At 62.5% G+C, this 15,529-nt stretch carries 15 protein-coding genes; 8 read left to right on the forward strand and 7 right to left on the reverse strand.

The genetic code is table 11. The features are described from left to right. Positions 1–72 precede the first annotated feature (72 nt). Both LZC95_02670 and LZC95_02675 read right to left on the reverse strand, forming a co-directional pair. Positions 73–1,671 carry a chitobiase/beta-hexosaminidase C-terminal domain-containing protein gene (locus LZC95_02670; GenBank protein WXA95743.1) on the reverse strand — a complete coding sequence of 533 codons (1,599 nt, stop codon included), beginning with the start codon at positions 1,669–1,671 and terminating at the stop codon, positions 73–75. A gap of 82 nt (positions 1,672–1,753) precedes the next feature. After that, positions 1,754–2,179, reverse strand: coding sequence for a GNAT family N-acetyltransferase (locus tag LZC95_02675; GenBank protein WXA95744.1), 426 nt, complete (start codon positions 2,177–2,179; stop codon positions 1,754–1,756). A 140-nt stretch (positions 2,180–2,319) separates the two neighbouring features. Between LZC95_02675 and LZC95_02680 the strand changes: the two genes are divergently transcribed. From LZC95_02680 to LZC95_02700, 5 genes are all read left to right on the forward strand, one after another. Beyond that, positions 2,320–2,568: a hypothetical protein gene (locus LZC95_02680; protein ID WXA95745.1), complete on the forward strand. Its 249-nt coding sequence runs from the start codon at positions 2,320–2,322 to the stop codon at positions 2,566–2,568. 116 nt (positions 2,569–2,684) lie between these two features. Then, on the forward strand, positions 2,685–3,038 hold the full coding sequence (locus LZC95_02685; GenBank protein WXA95746.1) for a hypothetical protein: 354 nt from the start codon (positions 2,685–2,687) through the stop codon (positions 3,036–3,038). Between the two features lie 23 nt (positions 3,039–3,061). Further along, positions 3,062–3,643, forward strand: coding sequence for a sigma-70 family RNA polymerase sigma factor (locus tag LZC95_02690; protein ID WXA95747.1), 582 nt, complete (start codon positions 3,062–3,064; stop codon positions 3,641–3,643). Further along, entirely contained in the window at positions 3,640–4,323 is a 684-nt protein-coding gene (locus tag LZC95_02695) for a hypothetical protein (protein ID WXA95748.1), read from the forward strand. Before LZC95_02690 ends, LZC95_02695 begins: the two co-directional genes overlap by 4 nt. Before the next feature lie 35 nt (positions 4,324–4,358). Further along, on the forward strand, positions 4,359–5,750 hold the full coding sequence (locus LZC95_02700) for a beta-lactamase family protein (GenBank protein WXA95749.1): 1,392 nt from the start codon (positions 4,359–4,361) through the stop codon (positions 5,748–5,750). Between the two features lie 49 nt (positions 5,751–5,799). On the opposite strand, the gene LZC95_02705 is transcribed toward LZC95_02700, so the two are convergent. Both LZC95_02705 and LZC95_02710 read right to left on the reverse strand, forming a co-directional pair. After that, entirely contained in the window at positions 5,800–7,131 is a 1,332-nt protein-coding gene (locus LZC95_02705; protein WXA95750.1) for a phage tail tip lysozyme, read from the reverse strand. Positions 7,132–7,189: 58 nt separating this feature from the next. Further along, positions 7,190–8,572 carry a VCBS repeat-containing protein gene (locus LZC95_02710; protein WXA95751.1) on the reverse strand — a complete coding sequence of 461 codons (1,383 nt, stop codon included), beginning with the start codon at positions 8,570–8,572 and terminating at the stop codon, positions 7,190–7,192. A gap of 240 nt (positions 8,573–8,812) precedes the next feature. On the opposite strand from LZC95_02710, the gene LZC95_02715 reads away from it, so the two are divergent. Then, positions 8,813–9,010, forward strand: a complete 198-nt coding sequence (locus LZC95_02715; GenBank protein WXA95752.1) for a hypothetical protein — start codon at positions 8,813–8,815, stop codon at positions 9,008–9,010. 188 nt (positions 9,011–9,198) lie between these two features. Beyond that, complete coding sequence (locus LZC95_02720; protein WXA95753.1) at positions 9,199–9,822, forward strand: hypothetical protein; 624 nt, start codon at positions 9,199–9,201, stop codon at positions 9,820–9,822. 63 nt (positions 9,823–9,885) lie between these two features. Here the strand turns inward: LZC95_02720 and LZC95_02725 are convergent, their stop codons facing one another. Next, a complete protein-coding gene (locus LZC95_02725; protein WXA95754.1) occupies positions 9,886–10,098 on the reverse strand; it encodes a hypothetical protein in 213 nt (70 codons plus the stop codon). Between the two features lie 72 nt (positions 10,099–10,170). After that, positions 10,171–10,956, reverse strand: coding sequence for a GNAT family N-acetyltransferase (locus tag LZC95_02730; protein WXA95755.1), 786 nt, complete (start codon positions 10,954–10,956; stop codon positions 10,171–10,173). Between the two features lie 476 nt (positions 10,957–11,432). On the opposite strand from LZC95_02730, the gene LZC95_02735 reads away from it, so the two are divergent. Beyond that, positions 11,433–13,991 carry a GH92 family glycosyl hydrolase gene (locus tag LZC95_02735; GenBank protein ID WXA95756.1) on the forward strand — a complete coding sequence of 853 codons (2,559 nt, stop codon included), beginning with the start codon at positions 11,433–11,435 and terminating at the stop codon, positions 13,989–13,991. On the opposite strand, the gene LZC95_02740 is transcribed toward LZC95_02735, so the two are convergent. Continuing rightward, positions 13,988–15,520: an FAD-dependent monooxygenase gene (locus LZC95_02740; protein ID WXA95757.1), complete on the reverse strand. Its 1,533-nt coding sequence runs from the start codon at positions 15,518–15,520 to the stop codon at positions 13,988–13,990. The genes LZC95_02735 and LZC95_02740 overlap by 4 nt on opposite strands. Between the last annotated feature and the right edge of the window lie 9 nt (positions 15,521–15,529).

The following is a 15,529-nucleotide window of genomic DNA, read 5'->3' on the forward strand; positions in this document are numbered from 1 at the left end:
AAGAGAGGGCTCGAAGCGCATCGGTGAGGGGGAAGTCGAGTTCCGGGTTGTTGCCGGATGGGTGTGCTGAATCTAGGGTGTTTTCCGTGCCGCCGCTGGCATCGAATCGCAGGTGCCCGTGCCATGGTTGTCGTGGACATCGAACGTGCCCGTGTAGCCGCCGTCTTGAAGTTTCTTCAAAAGGTTCTTCGGCTGGCACTCCGGGAGGATCTTGTTCGAGGTTACGGTGAACTTGCCGCCGAGCTTGGACACCTTGGAGAGACCCGTGATGTCGGTGAGGGTCTCGTGGCCATTGATTTGGAGGTCTCCGCCGATCGTCGTGAGGGCCGAAAGGGCTCCGAGCTGCTGCAACTTCGAGTTGTATCCGATGGTGAGGTTGCCGCCGACGCTCGTCAGATGCTCGAGCCCGTGGAGATCCGTCAAGGCGAGTTGAATCTGCAGGGTCAGGTTGCCGCCGACGCTCGTCAGATGCTCGAGCCCGCGGAGCGATTTCAGCGTGTTGGAGCTCGACAGTGTCAAATACCCAGAGATGCGCGTCAGCTTCGAGAGGGGCGAGAGATCGGTGACGTTGTCGCCATCGGCGCCATGGTAATAGAGATGGCCGTCGATCGCCTCGCAGCGCGAAAGCTGTTGGAGCTCCTCGTAGCTATGGATTGAAAAATAGCCAACGCACGTCTTACCGGGGTACTCGGCCGCGCTGCGACCACTCAGGTAATGCTCCTTGCATACAATCGCCTTGAGTACCGTATCGCGCTCGCCAAACGGAGTGGGAAGCGTGCCCCGCTCGAGAAACGTCGGTCCCTTGTCGCACGTCGCCTCGCTGCCGTCGGTCGTATAGCGAATGACGCCGCCCTTGGTCCGCGTCGAAATGGTGACGGCCACCGGGTGCTCCGGATCGTAGCGGTCCGCCGGCGGATCGAATGTGGGATTGTCGGCAGCGAGGATGTAGTTCTCGTGAAGCCTATTGGAGGCCGTCATTCCAGCTTTGCACGCAACCGCGTAAATAGAAGTCTGAGTTTCCGTCAAGGGAATAGGGGCCGTGTACGTATTCGATCCGGGCCAGCAGGTGCCTGCCTCGGTACACGTTGCCTGCGAGGGTTCGGAGCCGTAGCAAATGGTGGCGCCTTCGGTTCCACTCGTGAGCGTTACCGCAGTATCATTGTAGAATCGGCCCGATTTCGGTTCGAAGTGGACATCCTCGACGGTGCCGGGCGTAACTTTGATGATGTATTCGCCCGAATGAACATCGGAATCTTGAAATCCCTCCGCGGTCGCCATGGCCTTCAAGGTTGCCGTTTTCACCACGGTGAGCGGCGACGTGTAAATCGGCGACGACGCATTCGGCGTGGTGCCGTCGAGCGTGTAATGAATCATCGCGCCCGGTGTCGTGGTGGTAATGGCAACCGTCGCCGTTGCATCGAATGTCCCGGGAGGCGGAGCGAATACCGGTGTCGCAACGGTTTCTGCCGGGACACCCGAGTCCGATGCGTCCGTACCTGCGTCACCGGAGTCCACACCTGAGTCATTTTGCGGGCCGGAGTCCGTCGGGATGATAACGGGCGTGCTGCTTTCGTCGCCACACCCTGCCATCCACGCGGCCGCCGTCAAGGCGGCGGCGCTCCAAAGTCCTACGAATAAGCTATTCTTGAGAATCGTTTGATGCCGAATCATTGAAGTTCCTTTGGTCGAAACCGATGTTTTCGGTTTCTTTTCATGTGAGACGCACGTTCATGGCGTTCGATGCAGTGTCGCCTTACAGCTCCTTCGTCATGAAGACGCGGCTCGTGCCCGGTGGGGCACAAGGGACCTCGCCGAACGCGCGCCATCCGTTTCGCTCGTAAAATCCAGGTGCTTGAAAGCTGATCGTGTAAAGCACGGCGCTCCGGCAGCCGCGCTTGCGGCCCTCCTCCTCGAACAGATGCAAAATCTTCGTCCCGAGCCCTTCGCCGCGGAGCGTTTTGGGGAGGTAGAAGAGATCGAGAAAGAGGAGCCCGAGCGACGAGCGCCCGATTGCACCGCCGACGATCTTACCCGTTGTCGGATCCTTCACGGTCACGGCGAGCGCGCGCCGGTCGCTGTAGCCCGTGGCCTCGTCGTTGAAATCGGCAAGGCCACCGTCGATGACGGCCTCGGCATCGGGGTCGACCGAATCCGTCACCAAGAGCTCGAATGCGCGCATACCCTTGATTTCGGCCGCGCGTCAGGAAAGGTTGTCCCTTTGCATCCGAGCCGCTAAATGAGCACCGTTTTGGGGAACTCGGCCGCCAGATGATCCAGGACCGCGCGGACTGACGGAAGGAGGCCTTGGGTTTTCCTGCGATGACCGCCGCGGCGCGCGGCCATGATGCGTATGTGGCCGTCGACGCTACGGGGACGTTCAGCAAGACCAAGCGCGAGGTCAACCTGCTGCGTCTGAGCCAAGCTGGCGTCATCCTTTCCGACTACGCGACCCTGATGGTCGAGATCCTCAAGGACAATGGCCGGCCGGAAGCGGGGCCCGTCTACGACGCCCTCGACATGCCTTGGGCGAAGCTGGTCGGCCAGATCGTGGCGTCATATAGGAAATAAAAGTTCTCAGCCCTACGACGGAAAAATTCTCGATACCCGATCGTGTCACATTTTTCGGCGGGCTCCGTATTCATGGGTGTGGCAATCAGGCCCCTGAAGAAAGAGAGCATTGGACGATGGGACTTCTGCGAAAATCGCTGCTAGGCATCACGGTCGCGTTGTGCGCTGCGTTGAGCTCTCCGGCCGGCGCCGCCGAGCAAGGCGTGCGGATCTCCATTCACATGCCGAAGGGGAGCGGCGAAATGCCCTCGCCCGAGAAGATGGTCGACGCGCTCGCGGCCGAGGGTAGCCCGCGTCGGGTCTTGGTGACGCGGCGGCTGGACGAGTCCGGCGTCGGGTTGAACCTCGACCTGTGGGGTTCTACGCCACCCGCGGCGGAGATCCCAAGCCAACTCCGTCGGACCTTTCCGGCGCTCGAGAAGGCGGAGATCCAGTGCTCGACGCTCGATGAGAGCCTCCCGCCCAAGTAGCGCGCGCGGTGCCCCGACTCGACATGCGTGATCCCCTCAGGGCCCTGCGTGATGCGCGCCATGCGAGACTCCTCCGCGCGAGCCAGTCCGGCGATCGCGCTGCGTTCAAGTCGCTGTACCGCGCCCTCTACGAGCCGGTTTCCGGATATGTGAGGCGCCGCGTACGGACGCAAGCGGAGGCGGAAGACGTCGTCGCGCAGGTGTTCCTTCAGTTCGTGGCCGCCCTGTCCAAGGTGGATCCCGAGCGCGGTACGGCGCTCGCGTACGTGCTCGCCATGGCGCGCAATGTTCTGGCCGATCGCGCGCGCGCTGCGAGCCGCCCTGCGGATCACGAGGCACTGGCGCCGGAGGCGTCCGCGGTGCGGGATCCTTACCAAGCCCTCGCGGAGGCCGAGGAGCGGGCGACACTCCGCGGGCACGTGGCGGCCCTTCCTACGGAGGTTCAAGAGCTGTTGAGACTCCGGTACGAGGAAGGCCTGCGCTACGTGGAAATTGCGCAGATCGTCGGGAGCGGCGAGGCCGCCGTGCGCCAACGCATCTCGCGCGCGGTGCGTGAGCTCCGCGGCGCGTGGAACGGTACGGTCCAAAAGGGAGTGATGACGTGATGCGCCGGGAACTCGAACGCGCTCTGCGAAGAAAGCCGGTTCCGATGGATGCCCATCATCGCGATACCCTCGGACAGAACCTCCTCGCGGAGTTCGAGCGAAACGCACCTCCGCTACCTGCGCCGCGGCGTGTGCGCTGGCCTCGTTATGCGTTGGCCGCGCTGGCGGTGGCCTCACTGCTCATTACGAGCCAGGCGCCTGCGGAGCTCGAGCTCGAAGTGGGCAAACGGATCACCGTCGAGCCGACCGAGGTGGCAAACGGCGAGGAGCTCGAGAAGTATGCTCTCGCCCTCACCGAGGCTTTTCAATCGCCCTCACCAGCCGGCGTGCGCCAGCGCATTCACGCGCAGGGCTCGGGCACGGTGCGTCTGACGGTGGACATATGGGGCAATCCGCTCGGCACCGACGCCGAAATCGAAGAGCGCGTGCACGGGCTTACGGGGCTCGGCTCCGCTCGGGTCCAGGTCGTACCCCTGCGCGGGCGCATTCATGACACTTTGTTTGGAAAAATTCGGCATCTCCTGCACCCCGGCGCGTCGCAAGCGGAAGTGGAGCTCGCGCGCCAGAAGATCATCGAGGAGCTTCGTCGCGAGGACGCCGATGGCCTGTTCGACGCGGAGGTTTCCGTGGATGCGGACACGCGTCGCGTGCGGGTGAAGAAAGTAAAGCGAGGACCATGACGTCACGATTTCGGAAATCGTATGTGTGCGCTGCGATGGTTGCTCTTACGTGGGCGTGTGGCTCCTCCTCGGACAGCATCACCGAGGATACCGCGGCGGAGCGCGCCGGCGATCCGAGCCGAATGGGCGACGCTGAAATCGTCCACGACTTGCGCCGGCAGCTTGCACGAATGGTGGAGGAGGACCGTTTCTCGGGAACCGTGCTTTTTGCGAAACACGGTAGACCGTTGTTCGCGCAGGCTTATGGTCTCGCGTCCCGAGCTTTTGGCGCCAAGGTGGAGCTCGATACCAAGTTCAATATGGCCTCTACGGCAAAGTTGTTTACGTCCATTTCGGTTTTGCAGTTGGCGGGTGAGGGAAAGCTGTCGCTCGACGATGCTTTGAGTGCCGTGTTGCCTGACTATCCGAATCAGGATGTCGCCCGCAGGGTCAAGATAGGCCAACTGCTGGCGATGACGTCCGGACTGGGGGACTACGTCAGCCTGAAAATGCTGGAGGGGAATCCCGAACGGCTGCGAAGAATCGAGGATTACCTGCCGTTTTTCGTCAACGATCCGCTGCGATTCGAGCCTGGAACGCAGCAGGCGTACAGCAATGCGGGATTTCTGGTTCTCGGGTTGGTGGTGGAGCGACTGTCGGGTCAACGGTTCGAGGAATACGTGCGTACGCATATTTTCGAGCCGGCCGAAATGGCCCATTCGGGCTTCTACGCGTTTCAGGACGATATTCCGAATCTGGCATTGGGCTATACGCGGGCCACCGAGCCGGGCGCGCCATTGACGGTGGCACTGCGACTCGGGCGCGGAGCTTCTGCGGCCGGAGGCACCGGCACGTACACGACGGTCGAAGATCTGCTGCGCTTCGCGCAGGCCATTCAAGCGGGCAGGCTGCTCGATCGAAAATATACCGATCTCCTGATGCGATACAGCCCCACGGAGATGTGGCATCTTAACGGCTTCGAGCAGGACTACGCTCGTGGCATTCATATCACAGGACATGGTGGTGCGACCTCGGGGACCAGCACGAGGCTCTCGATGTATCCGGATCTCGGGTACACCGTTGCGGTTCTGTCCAACTACGACGGTGGAGCGAGGCTCGTCGGTGATCGTTTGGAAGCACGATTGACCGGCGAGCCCACGCCCCGGGCGATTTCCGTATCCGAGGATGTGTTCCAGGCATTTGCAGGATCATACGTCGACGGCGGATTGCAGCCCATCGTCATCTCGGTCGATCGCAGGGGCGCGCTCTTCGTGGCGATTCCCTTGCAGGGAAAACACAAATTCGTTCCCCTTTCCTCGGACGAGTTTTTCGACGACGACATGCTCACGCCGCGTCTTCGATTCACGAGGGATGGAGGCGGTACCGTCACCGGTCTGGTTCTAAGTGGCATTGGCCGAGAGCCGATCAAGGCGTCCAAGCAGCCGTAGCTTTTACCGCGAACCGGCGCGATGATGCCGGACCCTCGTCACGAATTCGCTATTGAAGCAAGGTGCGCGCGGGGTCGAAGCCCTCGGCGATGATCACGTCGGCGTCCCACGGCATGTACACGAATCCGCGGCCGTTGTGCCACGCCTGCACCTGGCCGTTCTCGCGGATGATCATCAGCTCCGCGCGTCCGTCGGCATCGAGATCGGCCAGCCGAACCCGCTCCGGATCGTTGAAGCCTTCTCCAATGACCACGTCGGCGTTCCATGGCATATGGGCGAAACCTGCGCCGTTGTGCCATGCTTGGATGTTGCCATTCGTCTGAATGGCCATCAGCTCCGCGCGCCCGTCCCCATCGAGATCGGCCAACCGCACGCGCGCCGGCTCGTTGAACCCTTGGCCGATGATGTGATCGGCGTCCCACGGCATGTACACGAAGCCGCGACCGTTGTGCCACGCCTGGATTTCCCCATTCGTTTGAATGGCAATGATTTCCGCGCGCCGGTCGCCGTCGAGGTCGGCGAAACGCACTCGCGCCGGATCGTTGAAGCCTTCGGCGATGATGATCGACTCGCCCCAGGGCATTTCGGTGAAGCCGCGGTCGTTGTGCCAGGCCTGCACGGCGCCGTTTTCTTGGATGGCAATGATTTCCAATTTGCCATCGCCGTCGATGTCCGCAAATCGGACCCGCGCCGGATCGTTGAAGCCTCGGCCCACGATGGTGGAGCTGCTCCACGGCATGTGGGCGAAGCCCGAATAGTTGTACCAGGCCTCGACCTCGCCGTTCTGCTGCACGGCAATGATTTCCGCTCTGCCCTCACCCGATAGCGATGATGCACGATGCACGCGAGGCCCACCGTAGGCGGCCAACGCGGCCTTCGCGTACTTGATGCGATTTTCCGTATGGCACGTACCGCAGCGTTCGAAACTATCCTGAAAGACGATGGTTGCATCCACGACATTTCCCGTTGCGCGCAGCTTGGCGAGCCCCCATGCGGGTACGGTCTCGAGCTCGTGCCACAGATATTCGAGTTGCAAACCCAAGTCCCACTCCGAGCGGCCGCGTTGATGGGCATAGGCTACGAGCTGGTCCCATCGGCCGCCGGCGCTCCACTGCGCAATGCCGCGCCCGAGCCCGGGTGATTGCACCGCCCTCGGGTTCATGCCCGATTCGGCATCGAGATTTCCCACGACGCCTGCGGCTTGAAAGTCCGTGAGGCCTCTACCCACGAGGAACTCGAAGGCCGCTTGGTCGTTGGGCGACGGGGAAACGGCCTGGCTGGTCTCGCCAACCTCGTCGTCCGACTCGGCCGCGCACCCGGCGATCAGTGCAAAAGATGCGGCAGCCAACGGTGCAAAAAGGAATCGTGCCATACGCTTCATCAGGAGGCTCCTATAAAGAGAATTTGTCGCAATCAATTTCAAAAGTTGGAAAGGCTCGTTACTGCAGCAAGGTGCGCGCGGGGTCGAAGCCCTCGGCGATGATCACGTCGGCGTCCCACGGCATGTACACGAAGCCGCGGCCGTTGTGCCACGCCTGCACCTGGCCGTTCTCGCGGATGATCATCAGCTCCGCGCGTCCGTCGGCGTCGAGATCGGCCAGCCGGACCCGCGCCGGATCGTTGAAGCCTTCTCCAATGACCACGTCCGCGTCCCACGGCATGTGCGCGAAGCCTGCGCCGTTGTGCCATGCTTGGATGTTGCCATTCGTCTGAATGGCCATCAGCTCCGCGCGCCCGTCCCCATCGAGATCGGCCAACCGCACGCGCGCCGGCTCGTTGAACCCTTGGCCGATGATGTGATCGGCGTCCCACGGCATGTACACGAAGCCGCGACCGTTGTGCCACGCCTGGATTTCGCCATTCGTTTGAATGGCAATGATCTCCGCGCGCCGGTCGCCGTCGAGGTCCGCGAAGCGAACCCGCGCCGGATCGTTGAAGCCTTCGGCAATGATGATCGACTCGCCCCAGGGCATTTCGGTGAAGCCGCGGTCGTTGTGCCAGGCCTGCACGGCGCCGTTTTCTTGGATGGCAATGATTTCCAACTTGCCATCGCCGTCGATGTCCGCGAATCGGACCCGCGCCGGATCGTTGAAGCCTCGGCCCACGATGGTGGAGCTGCTCCACGGCATGTGGGCGAAGCCCGCATAATTGTACCAGGCCTCGACCTCGCCGTTTTGCTGCACGGCGATGATCTCCGCTCTGCCCTCACCCGATAGCGACGATGCACGATGCACGGGCGGCGGGTTGACCACCCCATTGCGCCGGATCGCGTGGTAAACGCGCCCGTCCCCTGCGAATTTCACGGTGTTGCCGCTCCGTGTGAAACTCTGGACGGCCTCGCGGGCCACCCGGTCGCAGTCGTATTCCTCCAAAATATCCATCGTGTTGCTGGCGACGAAATGCGAAAACAGCTTGATGTGGCCATTGGTCACGAGCGCGTCGCCAGCCTGCAGATTGTCGATGGAAATCGTGGTCCACCCGTTTGCGCCACCGCGGTCGTTGACGAAGGTGGCGGTGGTCAGGTCCGCACCGAGTTGCCAACTCCACGCGACATAGCCGGAACAATCGCTGCGATAGGCGTCCCACGGCGCCGGGGGGCGGTTGCAGGTGCCGCCGCAAAGCACATCGCGCCCTCCGCGCACGCCTCCGCAGTAGGGAACGGCTTTGTCGACCCATTCGTGGGCGCGCGCCATGATTTCGCTCACCGAAATGGGTTGAGAGGTTTCCTCACTCGTTTCCTCCTCGTCCACTGCAGGTGCGCAGGCGGGAATGAGAGATGCTGCAAATAGACCTAGGGTGAGAAATCGGACGACGGGCTTCATCGGATATTCGAGCTCCTATTGCGGATTCACATCACGTTGTTGTCGTATCGAACGCCCGCGCGCACGGCTCGCCGTCGAGCCGTCGGTCCGGGCCAGTTCAATTCGCACTACGCAACGTGTGTGCCGATGAAAGCGCTAATCGAGAAAGTCAGAATTCCCGAGAGATCGCCATTTTCCACTGGAGCCCTGTATCGCGACCAGCGTACTTCCGCCTGGTACAGCGGTACACCGCTCGGTACGTTGCCCGCGACTTGGCGCTTCCGGCGTCATGGCGGTTTCGAAAAGGTCATTCGTCTCATCGCTCACGCCAACGAGGCGCGCTTGGTCGGGCTCGGCGGCATGCTCGTCGTGCAACAAGCGCTCATCGATCTCAATGGCGGACAATCGTTGTCCGTCGTCGCCGCCGAGTGCAGGTTCTCGAGCAAGCCCGAACAGTGAGCTCTGCTGGTTCGGCGCGTGCTGGTAGATGGATCGTGCGATCCAAAAATTTTGGATCCATTGCGTCCCGAAAATGGAGCTCGCGGGAGCTCGATATTCAAATTGCTCGAATGAAAAGCCCATTTGCTGCGAGGCACATCGCTTGCTGAAACGCTTGTCATCCTCGAACGGCTGCCCTGGAGGTCGAAATGACAGCTCGCAAAGTCGGCTACGTGATCTCGTCGCTCATTGTCGGCATCACTCTTTTCGCGTGCACGGGCTCGAGCGGTGATCCCGCGGTAGACGAAGACAATAAAGAGACACCGGGTCGAGAGGGATTCGCCGGCACGAAGAATTTGTGCGTCAAACAGGCGGCGAACACGTTCCACTGCATCGACGATACGCGGTTCGAGCTGTGCACCGGCGGGGATAACTTCGTCATCAATTCGTGTCCAAAAGGGCTCTGCGCAACACGTCACCCGGCGAGCAAAAATCCGTGTGTCGGTGCGGACCGCGCGAGGGAGATCGACGGCGTGCCGCCCACCCCGCCGAATCAGATCGACGATACTCCGCCGGGAAATGCGGGCGGCGAAAACGGCAATCCACCTCCGACGAACAACAACGGTGGCCAATGCGTCGGTGGCCCCGCGTTCGACCCTGCCGGTGCGAAAAACGTGGGCAATGGCCGTGGTGTGCAGTTCATTGGCGGCCAATGCCTCAGCGCTGCTGATTGCGCCTCGGGCTGCTGCGCCTTGCCTTGCGGCATTTGCTCGGGTCCTGGCGCCCAATTCCAAGCTGGAAAGCAGGGCTGCGGGTTCGTAGCGCGACGCTGAAAGGCACTGCGACAGCATAATCAGTGTTCGTTCGGTGACGAAACTCTGCCTCTGAACATCACCTCAGGGGCTCGCCGTTCTATGCAACATGTCGTAGCCCCCGTTCGGATTGACCATCGCGGGGGTCGACCATGTCCAGGCAGTTTCGTTGATGAGGCGTGCATGGCGTACGACCCTGTCATCGGCGAGATACACGAGCTCGAGGACCACGCCCGGCGTGACGCCGCGTGCGATCGCGACGCCACGATTGGTGTTGGCTTGCCGAGCGAGTTCCATCGCGGGCGAGGAACCGCCGGTTCTGGGCATCGAGCTTCCCGGGATGGATAAACGGGTGAATGAACGGCTTGATTAAACTGATTTGATGTATGGCGTGGTCGTGGTTAGTTCGATGAAGCCGAGGCGCTCGAGGATAGGTCGGCTGTCGGGCATGGCGTCGACGTGGAGATAGCGAATGCTGCGGTCCACGGCGAGACGGGCGCGGTGGGCGACGAGGGCGCGGTAGATGCCGCGGCCGCGGTGGGATTCGAGGGTGCCGCCGCCCCAGAGGCTGGCGAATTCGGTGCCGCGGTGGAATTCGATGCGGGCGGAACACACGGGGCGGTCGCCGTCGAGAACGAGCAACGGGACCATCGAGTCGGGGGAGTCGGTGAGTTGGGCAAGGAGGCTTTCGCCGAAGTCGGGGCGGCTTTCGCCGAAGACTTGGTCATGCAGAGCGACCATGCGCGCGATGCCCGCGGCGTCGGTGATGGTTTCGATGCGGATGCTTTCGGGCAAAATGACGTCGATGGCGATGTCTGCGGCGTTTGCGACCATGACGGATTCGGGCTCGCCGGCTTCGAATCCGGCGGCGACGAGGCGTTCGGGAAGGTTCGAAGGGCCATCGTGGCGATGGTATTTCCACTCGAACGAGCGGCCCAATCGGGAAAAATAGGCGACTTGCGCGGCAATGGCATCGTCGGCCGTGGCCGCATCGAGTTCGGACCAGATGACGGAGCATTCACCGTCGGAGTCGGGATTGACGTGGCGGAGAATGGTCGCGTCCCATTCGGCACGGGTGCCGGGGGTACTCGGTTGGGCGTTGCGGCGGATCTGTTCGTCGAACACGGCGAGCGATGGCGGGGGGCTTTTCTTCATGCGGGTCCTGGGTCGAGAGTCGCAATATACACGGCTGCGCCCGACGCCAAACTACGCACTACCTTCCATCCCAATTTGCCAGGATGCGCAGCTTCTCAACCTGTAGGAGCCCCGCAACCTCCGCTCCAAACGTTGCCCGACCTCTTGGCAACGCCAATGGCTTTTCCAGCAAAAAGCAATTTGGTGATGCGTGCGTCTGCCCCGATGTTTCTGGACCGGCGGATGGACGCTGCGCTGGAACCGACGCGCCCTGTGGCTCTGGACTGGCATGCGTCTCCTCAGGTCGTGCAGACAAGGGCAATGCACGGAGGTCGGCGTCGTCGGATTCTTCTGCAAAAAGTAGCCTACCTGTCGTTTTGTCGCACAAGACGTCGCTGCTGGGCATATCCGACTATCGAGCGGAAGGTGAGATGAAGACGCCCGCGTGAGATGGCATTTTCGGTCCTGATCGGGCGAGTCGTCTTACCATCGCTGCCATGAAGGTATTGCGAAACAGCGCGCCGGCCGCGTTTTCGGCGGTCTCCATTTCCCTCGGAACCCTTTTCTTCGCCTGTTCGGATTCGTCCGATTCGCCGATAGGCAATCCTCCAGGCGGAAGTGCGCACGATGCGGCGCCGGATGCCCCTTCCACCGCGGAGGGAGGCGCCGCGATTGACGCTGCGGGTGATGCGGCCGACGCCGCACCGCTCGAGCACTACGAACGACTCGTCAACACGTTCATCGGCACCAAGGACGATGGCAATACCTTCCCCGGAGCGGCGGCGCCCTTCGGAATGACGCAGGTGAGCCCCATTGGGGCGCATTACGCAGGTTACCTCTACAACAATTCCATCATCAAAGGCTTTGGGCACTTCTTCATATCGGGCGCGGGGTGCTGGGAGCAGGGCGGACAGATATCCGTGCTCCCCACGGTGGGAACCCTCGGCCCCACAGGAAGTGATTTCGACGTCTCGTCTCCGGCCACCTTCGATCACACCAAATATGGTGCTGACTACACCCATGATGGCGAGGTAGGGCAGGCCGGGTACTTCAAGGTTCGTTTGACCAAATACGGCGGTATCGATGCGGAGAATACCGCTCTCACCCGCGCCACGTCGGAGCGCTATACCTTTGGTAGCGCTGCGCAAGGCAATGTGTTCGTCAACGTGGGGCAGGCGAACGACAAGCACGACGTGAAGGCGAGCAGCATCACCGTCGTGGACGATCACACGCTCGAAGGCTACGTCGATACCCAGAGCTTTTGCGGCGGCACACGTTACAAGACGTATTTTCAGATCAAGGCCGATCGACCATTCAAGGCTCAGGGCACGTGGAGCCCGGCCGGCGGCGACGCCCATTCGAAGCACAGCGAAGGCGGCGAAGGGCTTCGCGGGGCCTGGATCACCTTCGATACGGCGAGCGAGAAATCGGTGACGTTGACGACGGCCATTTCCCACGTCGACCTCGATGGCGCGCGCAAGAACCTGAATGCCGAAGGAATGCGAGACGGCAAGCTCAAGACCTTCGATGCCGTGCGGCAGGAGAGCCAGGCGGCGTGGCAGAGAGAGCTCGCCCGCGTGAAGGTCGACGGAGGCAGTAGCGACCAAAGGACCGTATTTTACACGGCCCTCTACCATGCTTTTCTCCAGCCCCTCACGGGCAACGACGTGGACGGGCGATACGTGGGATTCGACAAGGCCATCCACCAAGCGAGCGGCTTTACCTATTACGAGTTCTTCTCGCTATGGGACACGTACCGCGCGCAAAACCAGTTTCTCGCGCTGGTGTTGCCCTCGCGGGCGCGTGACATTGCCAAGTCCATCCTTGCCATCCACGATCAGGGCGGCTGGCTTCCGCGTTGGGCATATGCCAATTTCGAGACCAACTGCATGACCGGCGATCCGGTCACCTCGTTCATGGCCGATCTCTGGAGTTATGGGCTCCTGCAAGGCGAGGAGGAGCATGCGTACCAAGCCATGCTCCAAAATGCGGAGCAGCTTCCGCCGGCCGATTCACGCTCGCAAGGGCGGGCGGGCAATACGACGTACATCCCCAAGGGATTCGCGTTTTACGACAAGAATTTCGTCAAGAAGGGGCAGGACGCGGATCCCCAGCACGGCGGTTCGGCGACACTGGAGTACGCGGTCTCGGATTGTGCACTCTCGGCCATGGCCAAGGCGTTGAACCATACCGACGATGCGGCGAGGCTCCAGAAACGCGGACAGAATTGGACGGCGGTGTGGGACGATACCGTGGAAGACAAAGACCACGGGGGCCCGTACAAAGGTTTCCCGCGCCCGCGCACGCAGGATGGCAACTTTTACACGCCGCCCGACAAGCCGTACACGCCCACGTCCGAGGACGGCTTCCACGAAGGAACGGCGTGGCAATACCAATGGCTCGTTCCCCAGGATGCCGCTGGTCTCGCCGAAAAAATGGGCGGGCGAGAGCAGGCGACGAAACGGCTCGATACGTTCTTCGCCTATGACGATCTGCTCGTCGATCCACGCAAGACGGCGCACGAGAAATGGGTCGTGGGGCCGTATGCGTATTATAACCAATTCCGATACAATCCGAACAACGAGCCGGACCTGCACAGCGCATTCATGTACGCGGTGCTCGGGCAACCCTACAAGACAGCGGTGGTGCTCGACGCCGCGCAAACACTGTTCACCAATGCGCCCAATGGCGTCACCGGCAACGACGACCTGGGCACCATGTCGGCGTGGTACCTGTTCGACGTGATGGGCCTTTATCCTTTCATGCCGGGCTCGGGGAATTTCCTTCTGCATCCGCCCCGCTTCGCGCGGGTGGACGTCCAATTGGAAAACGGCCAGCACATCGTGCTGAACGCACCGGGGGCGGGGTTCGACAAAGTGCGCTTCGTCGACCAGGTTCGCGTGGGCGGGGAGGTGCTCGACAAGGTCTACGTGCCCGTCGCGAAGCTCCAATCCGGCCAAGTCGTGGACTACACGCTGACCGATCAAATCCGTGCGGATGGCTGGGGGACCGCTTCGGAGGCGGCGCCGCCATCCTTGTGCCCGGTCACGCATTAAGGGGAATGCGGGGCGCCAAACCAGCGCGCGAGGGCCGACTCCAGGCCCGCCGTGTCCGCACCATCGCCCGTCCACGCGATGCAGCCGTCGGGGCGCACGAGCAGCGAGCTCGCTGGGCTGACGGCGGTGACGCGCACGACGCGGACACGTGCGGACCACGGCGCGGCGAGTGCGCTGGCTGCGCCGCCGGTGCCGTCGACGAGCAGACCCGTGCCCTCGTGCATCAGCGAGTACAAACCTGCCTCGCCGTCGGGCAACGATAGCGCGAGGTTTGCGACCAGCCTTCCCACCCGCGGATCGTCACTGCCCAGATCGTAGCGCGTGGGAAGGCCGCTCAGCATGTCGCCGAAGAAGCGGTTTCCCTCGTCGAGTGCCATGATGTCGGACACGATCTTGCGCAGGGCCGTGGTGAAGACGTCCGGCCGCATCAGCGCGATTTGGGCGCGCGTGTTCTCGAGGACGGCGGCTGCCACGCCGTGGCGCTCCGCAGTGTAGGTGTCGAGCAGCGCGGCCGGCGCCCACCCGCGCACGGTGGCCGCGAGTTTCCACCCGAGGTTCACCGCATCGAGCAGACCGAGGTTGAGTCCCTGCCCTCCGAAGGGCGAGTGCACGTGCGCAGCATCACCGGCGAGCAGCACGCGCCCGCGACGGTACTCCGTGGCCTGCCGCGCGTTGTCGGTAAAGCGCGTGGCGGTTTGCATTGCGGTGATGCGAACATCGGCCCCGGACACGCGCCGCAGGGCGCCTTCCACCTCTTCGCGCGTGATGGGCGCATCGCGATCCGGTGGCGGCCCATCGAATTGAACCACGAAAATGCGGCCAGGCACCGGGCCAAAGGCGAACATTCCCACCGGCGTGCGCCGCCAGCCGAGCGGCAAAAGGCGCTCCGGATGATCCAATTCCACGATGGCCTGGTGTCCCGTGATGGTCGGATCGGTGCCAGGAAACTCGAAGCCCGCGCGTTTGCGCACGATGCTGCGGCCGCCGTCGCACCCCACGAGGTACGCGCAGCGCAGCGTTCGCGTGCCCTGCGGCGTGCGCACGTCGAGCGTGACGCCGTGACCATCGTCGCGGAAGTCGATGACCTCTTGCTCACGGCGCACGTCGATGCCCATCACCCGCACGCGTTCGCCCAAGATGCGCTCGAGCGCCTGCTGCCGCACGCCGCGAAAGCGTCGGTGTGGCTCGCGCTGCCTCGTCTGGTCGATGAGAAAGAGGCCGGCGAAGTGCCCGCCAATCTTGCCGAGCCTCTTCGCGAGCTCCTCGCCCTCCGGTCCTGCGCTCTTGGCCATCGCGCGAACTGTGTCGAGCATCGCGCGCTCTTCGGCGTCCATGTTCGGTCCCAATCCACGGCGCTCGAGCGCCTCCCCGGCAAGTGCGCCCATCGCGCCGGCTTTGATCGTCTGGTCGGGCGCGGCGAGCCGATCGAGCACCACCACGGACGCACCGCCGAGCACCAGTTCGATGGCCAAAAGAAGTCCCGTGGGCCCTGCGCCCACGATGGCGACATCTGCCGTTTCGTTTCGCATGAACTTGAG

This window comes from Sorangiineae bacterium MSr12523 (assembly GCA_037157775.1).
GTDB lineage: Bacteria > Myxococcota_A > Polyangia > Polyangiales > Polyangiaceae > Pendulispora > Pendulispora brunnea.

What these genes read in the sequence shown, in the direction of transcription:
- LZC95_02675 (WXA95744.1), bottom strand. Translation starts at nt 2,179, where the DNA reads ATGCGCGCATTCGAGCTCTTGGTGACGGATTCGGTCGACCCCGATGCC.
- LZC95_02700 (WXA95749.1), top strand. Translation starts at nt 4,359, where the DNA reads ATGGTTGCTCTTACGTGGGCGTGTGGCTCCTCCTCGGACAGCATCACC.
- LZC95_02710 (WXA95751.1), bottom strand. Translation starts at nt 8,572, where the DNA reads ATGAAGCCCGTCGTCCGATTTCTCACCCTAGGTCTATTTGCAGCATCT.
- LZC95_02680 (WXA95745.1), top strand. Translation starts at nt 2,320, where the DNA reads ATGACCGCCGCGGCGCGCGGCCATGATGCGTATGTGGCCGTCGACGCT.
- LZC95_02720 (WXA95753.1), top strand. Translation starts at nt 9,199, where the DNA reads ATGACAGCTCGCAAAGTCGGCTACGTGATCTCGTCGCTCATTGTCGGC.
- LZC95_02730 (WXA95755.1), bottom strand. Translation starts at nt 10,956, where the DNA reads ATGAAGAAAAGCCCCCCGCCATCGCTCGCCGTGTTCGACGAACAGATC.
- LZC95_02740 (WXA95757.1), bottom strand. Translation starts at nt 15,520, where the DNA reads ATGCGAAACGAAACGGCAGATGTCGCCATCGTGGGCGCAGGGCCCACG.
- LZC95_02670 (WXA95743.1), bottom strand. Translation starts at nt 1,671, where the DNA reads ATGATTCGGCATCAAACGATTCTCAAGAATAGCTTATTCGTAGGACTT.
- LZC95_02735 (WXA95756.1), top strand. Translation starts at nt 11,433, where the DNA reads ATGAAGGTATTGCGAAACAGCGCGCCGGCCGCGTTTTCGGCGGTCTCC.
- LZC95_02685 (WXA95746.1), top strand. Translation starts at nt 2,685, where the DNA reads ATGGGACTTCTGCGAAAATCGCTGCTAGGCATCACGGTCGCGTTGTGC.
- LZC95_02725 (WXA95754.1), bottom strand. Translation starts at nt 10,098, where the DNA reads ATGGAACTCGCTCGGCAAGCCAACACCAATCGTGGCGTCGCGATCGCA.
- LZC95_02705 (WXA95750.1), bottom strand. Translation starts at nt 7,131, where the DNA reads ATGAAGCGTATGGCACGATTCCTTTTTGCACCGTTGGCTGCCGCATCT.
- LZC95_02690 (WXA95747.1), top strand. Translation starts at nt 3,062, where the DNA reads ATGCGTGATCCCCTCAGGGCCCTGCGTGATGCGCGCCATGCGAGACTC.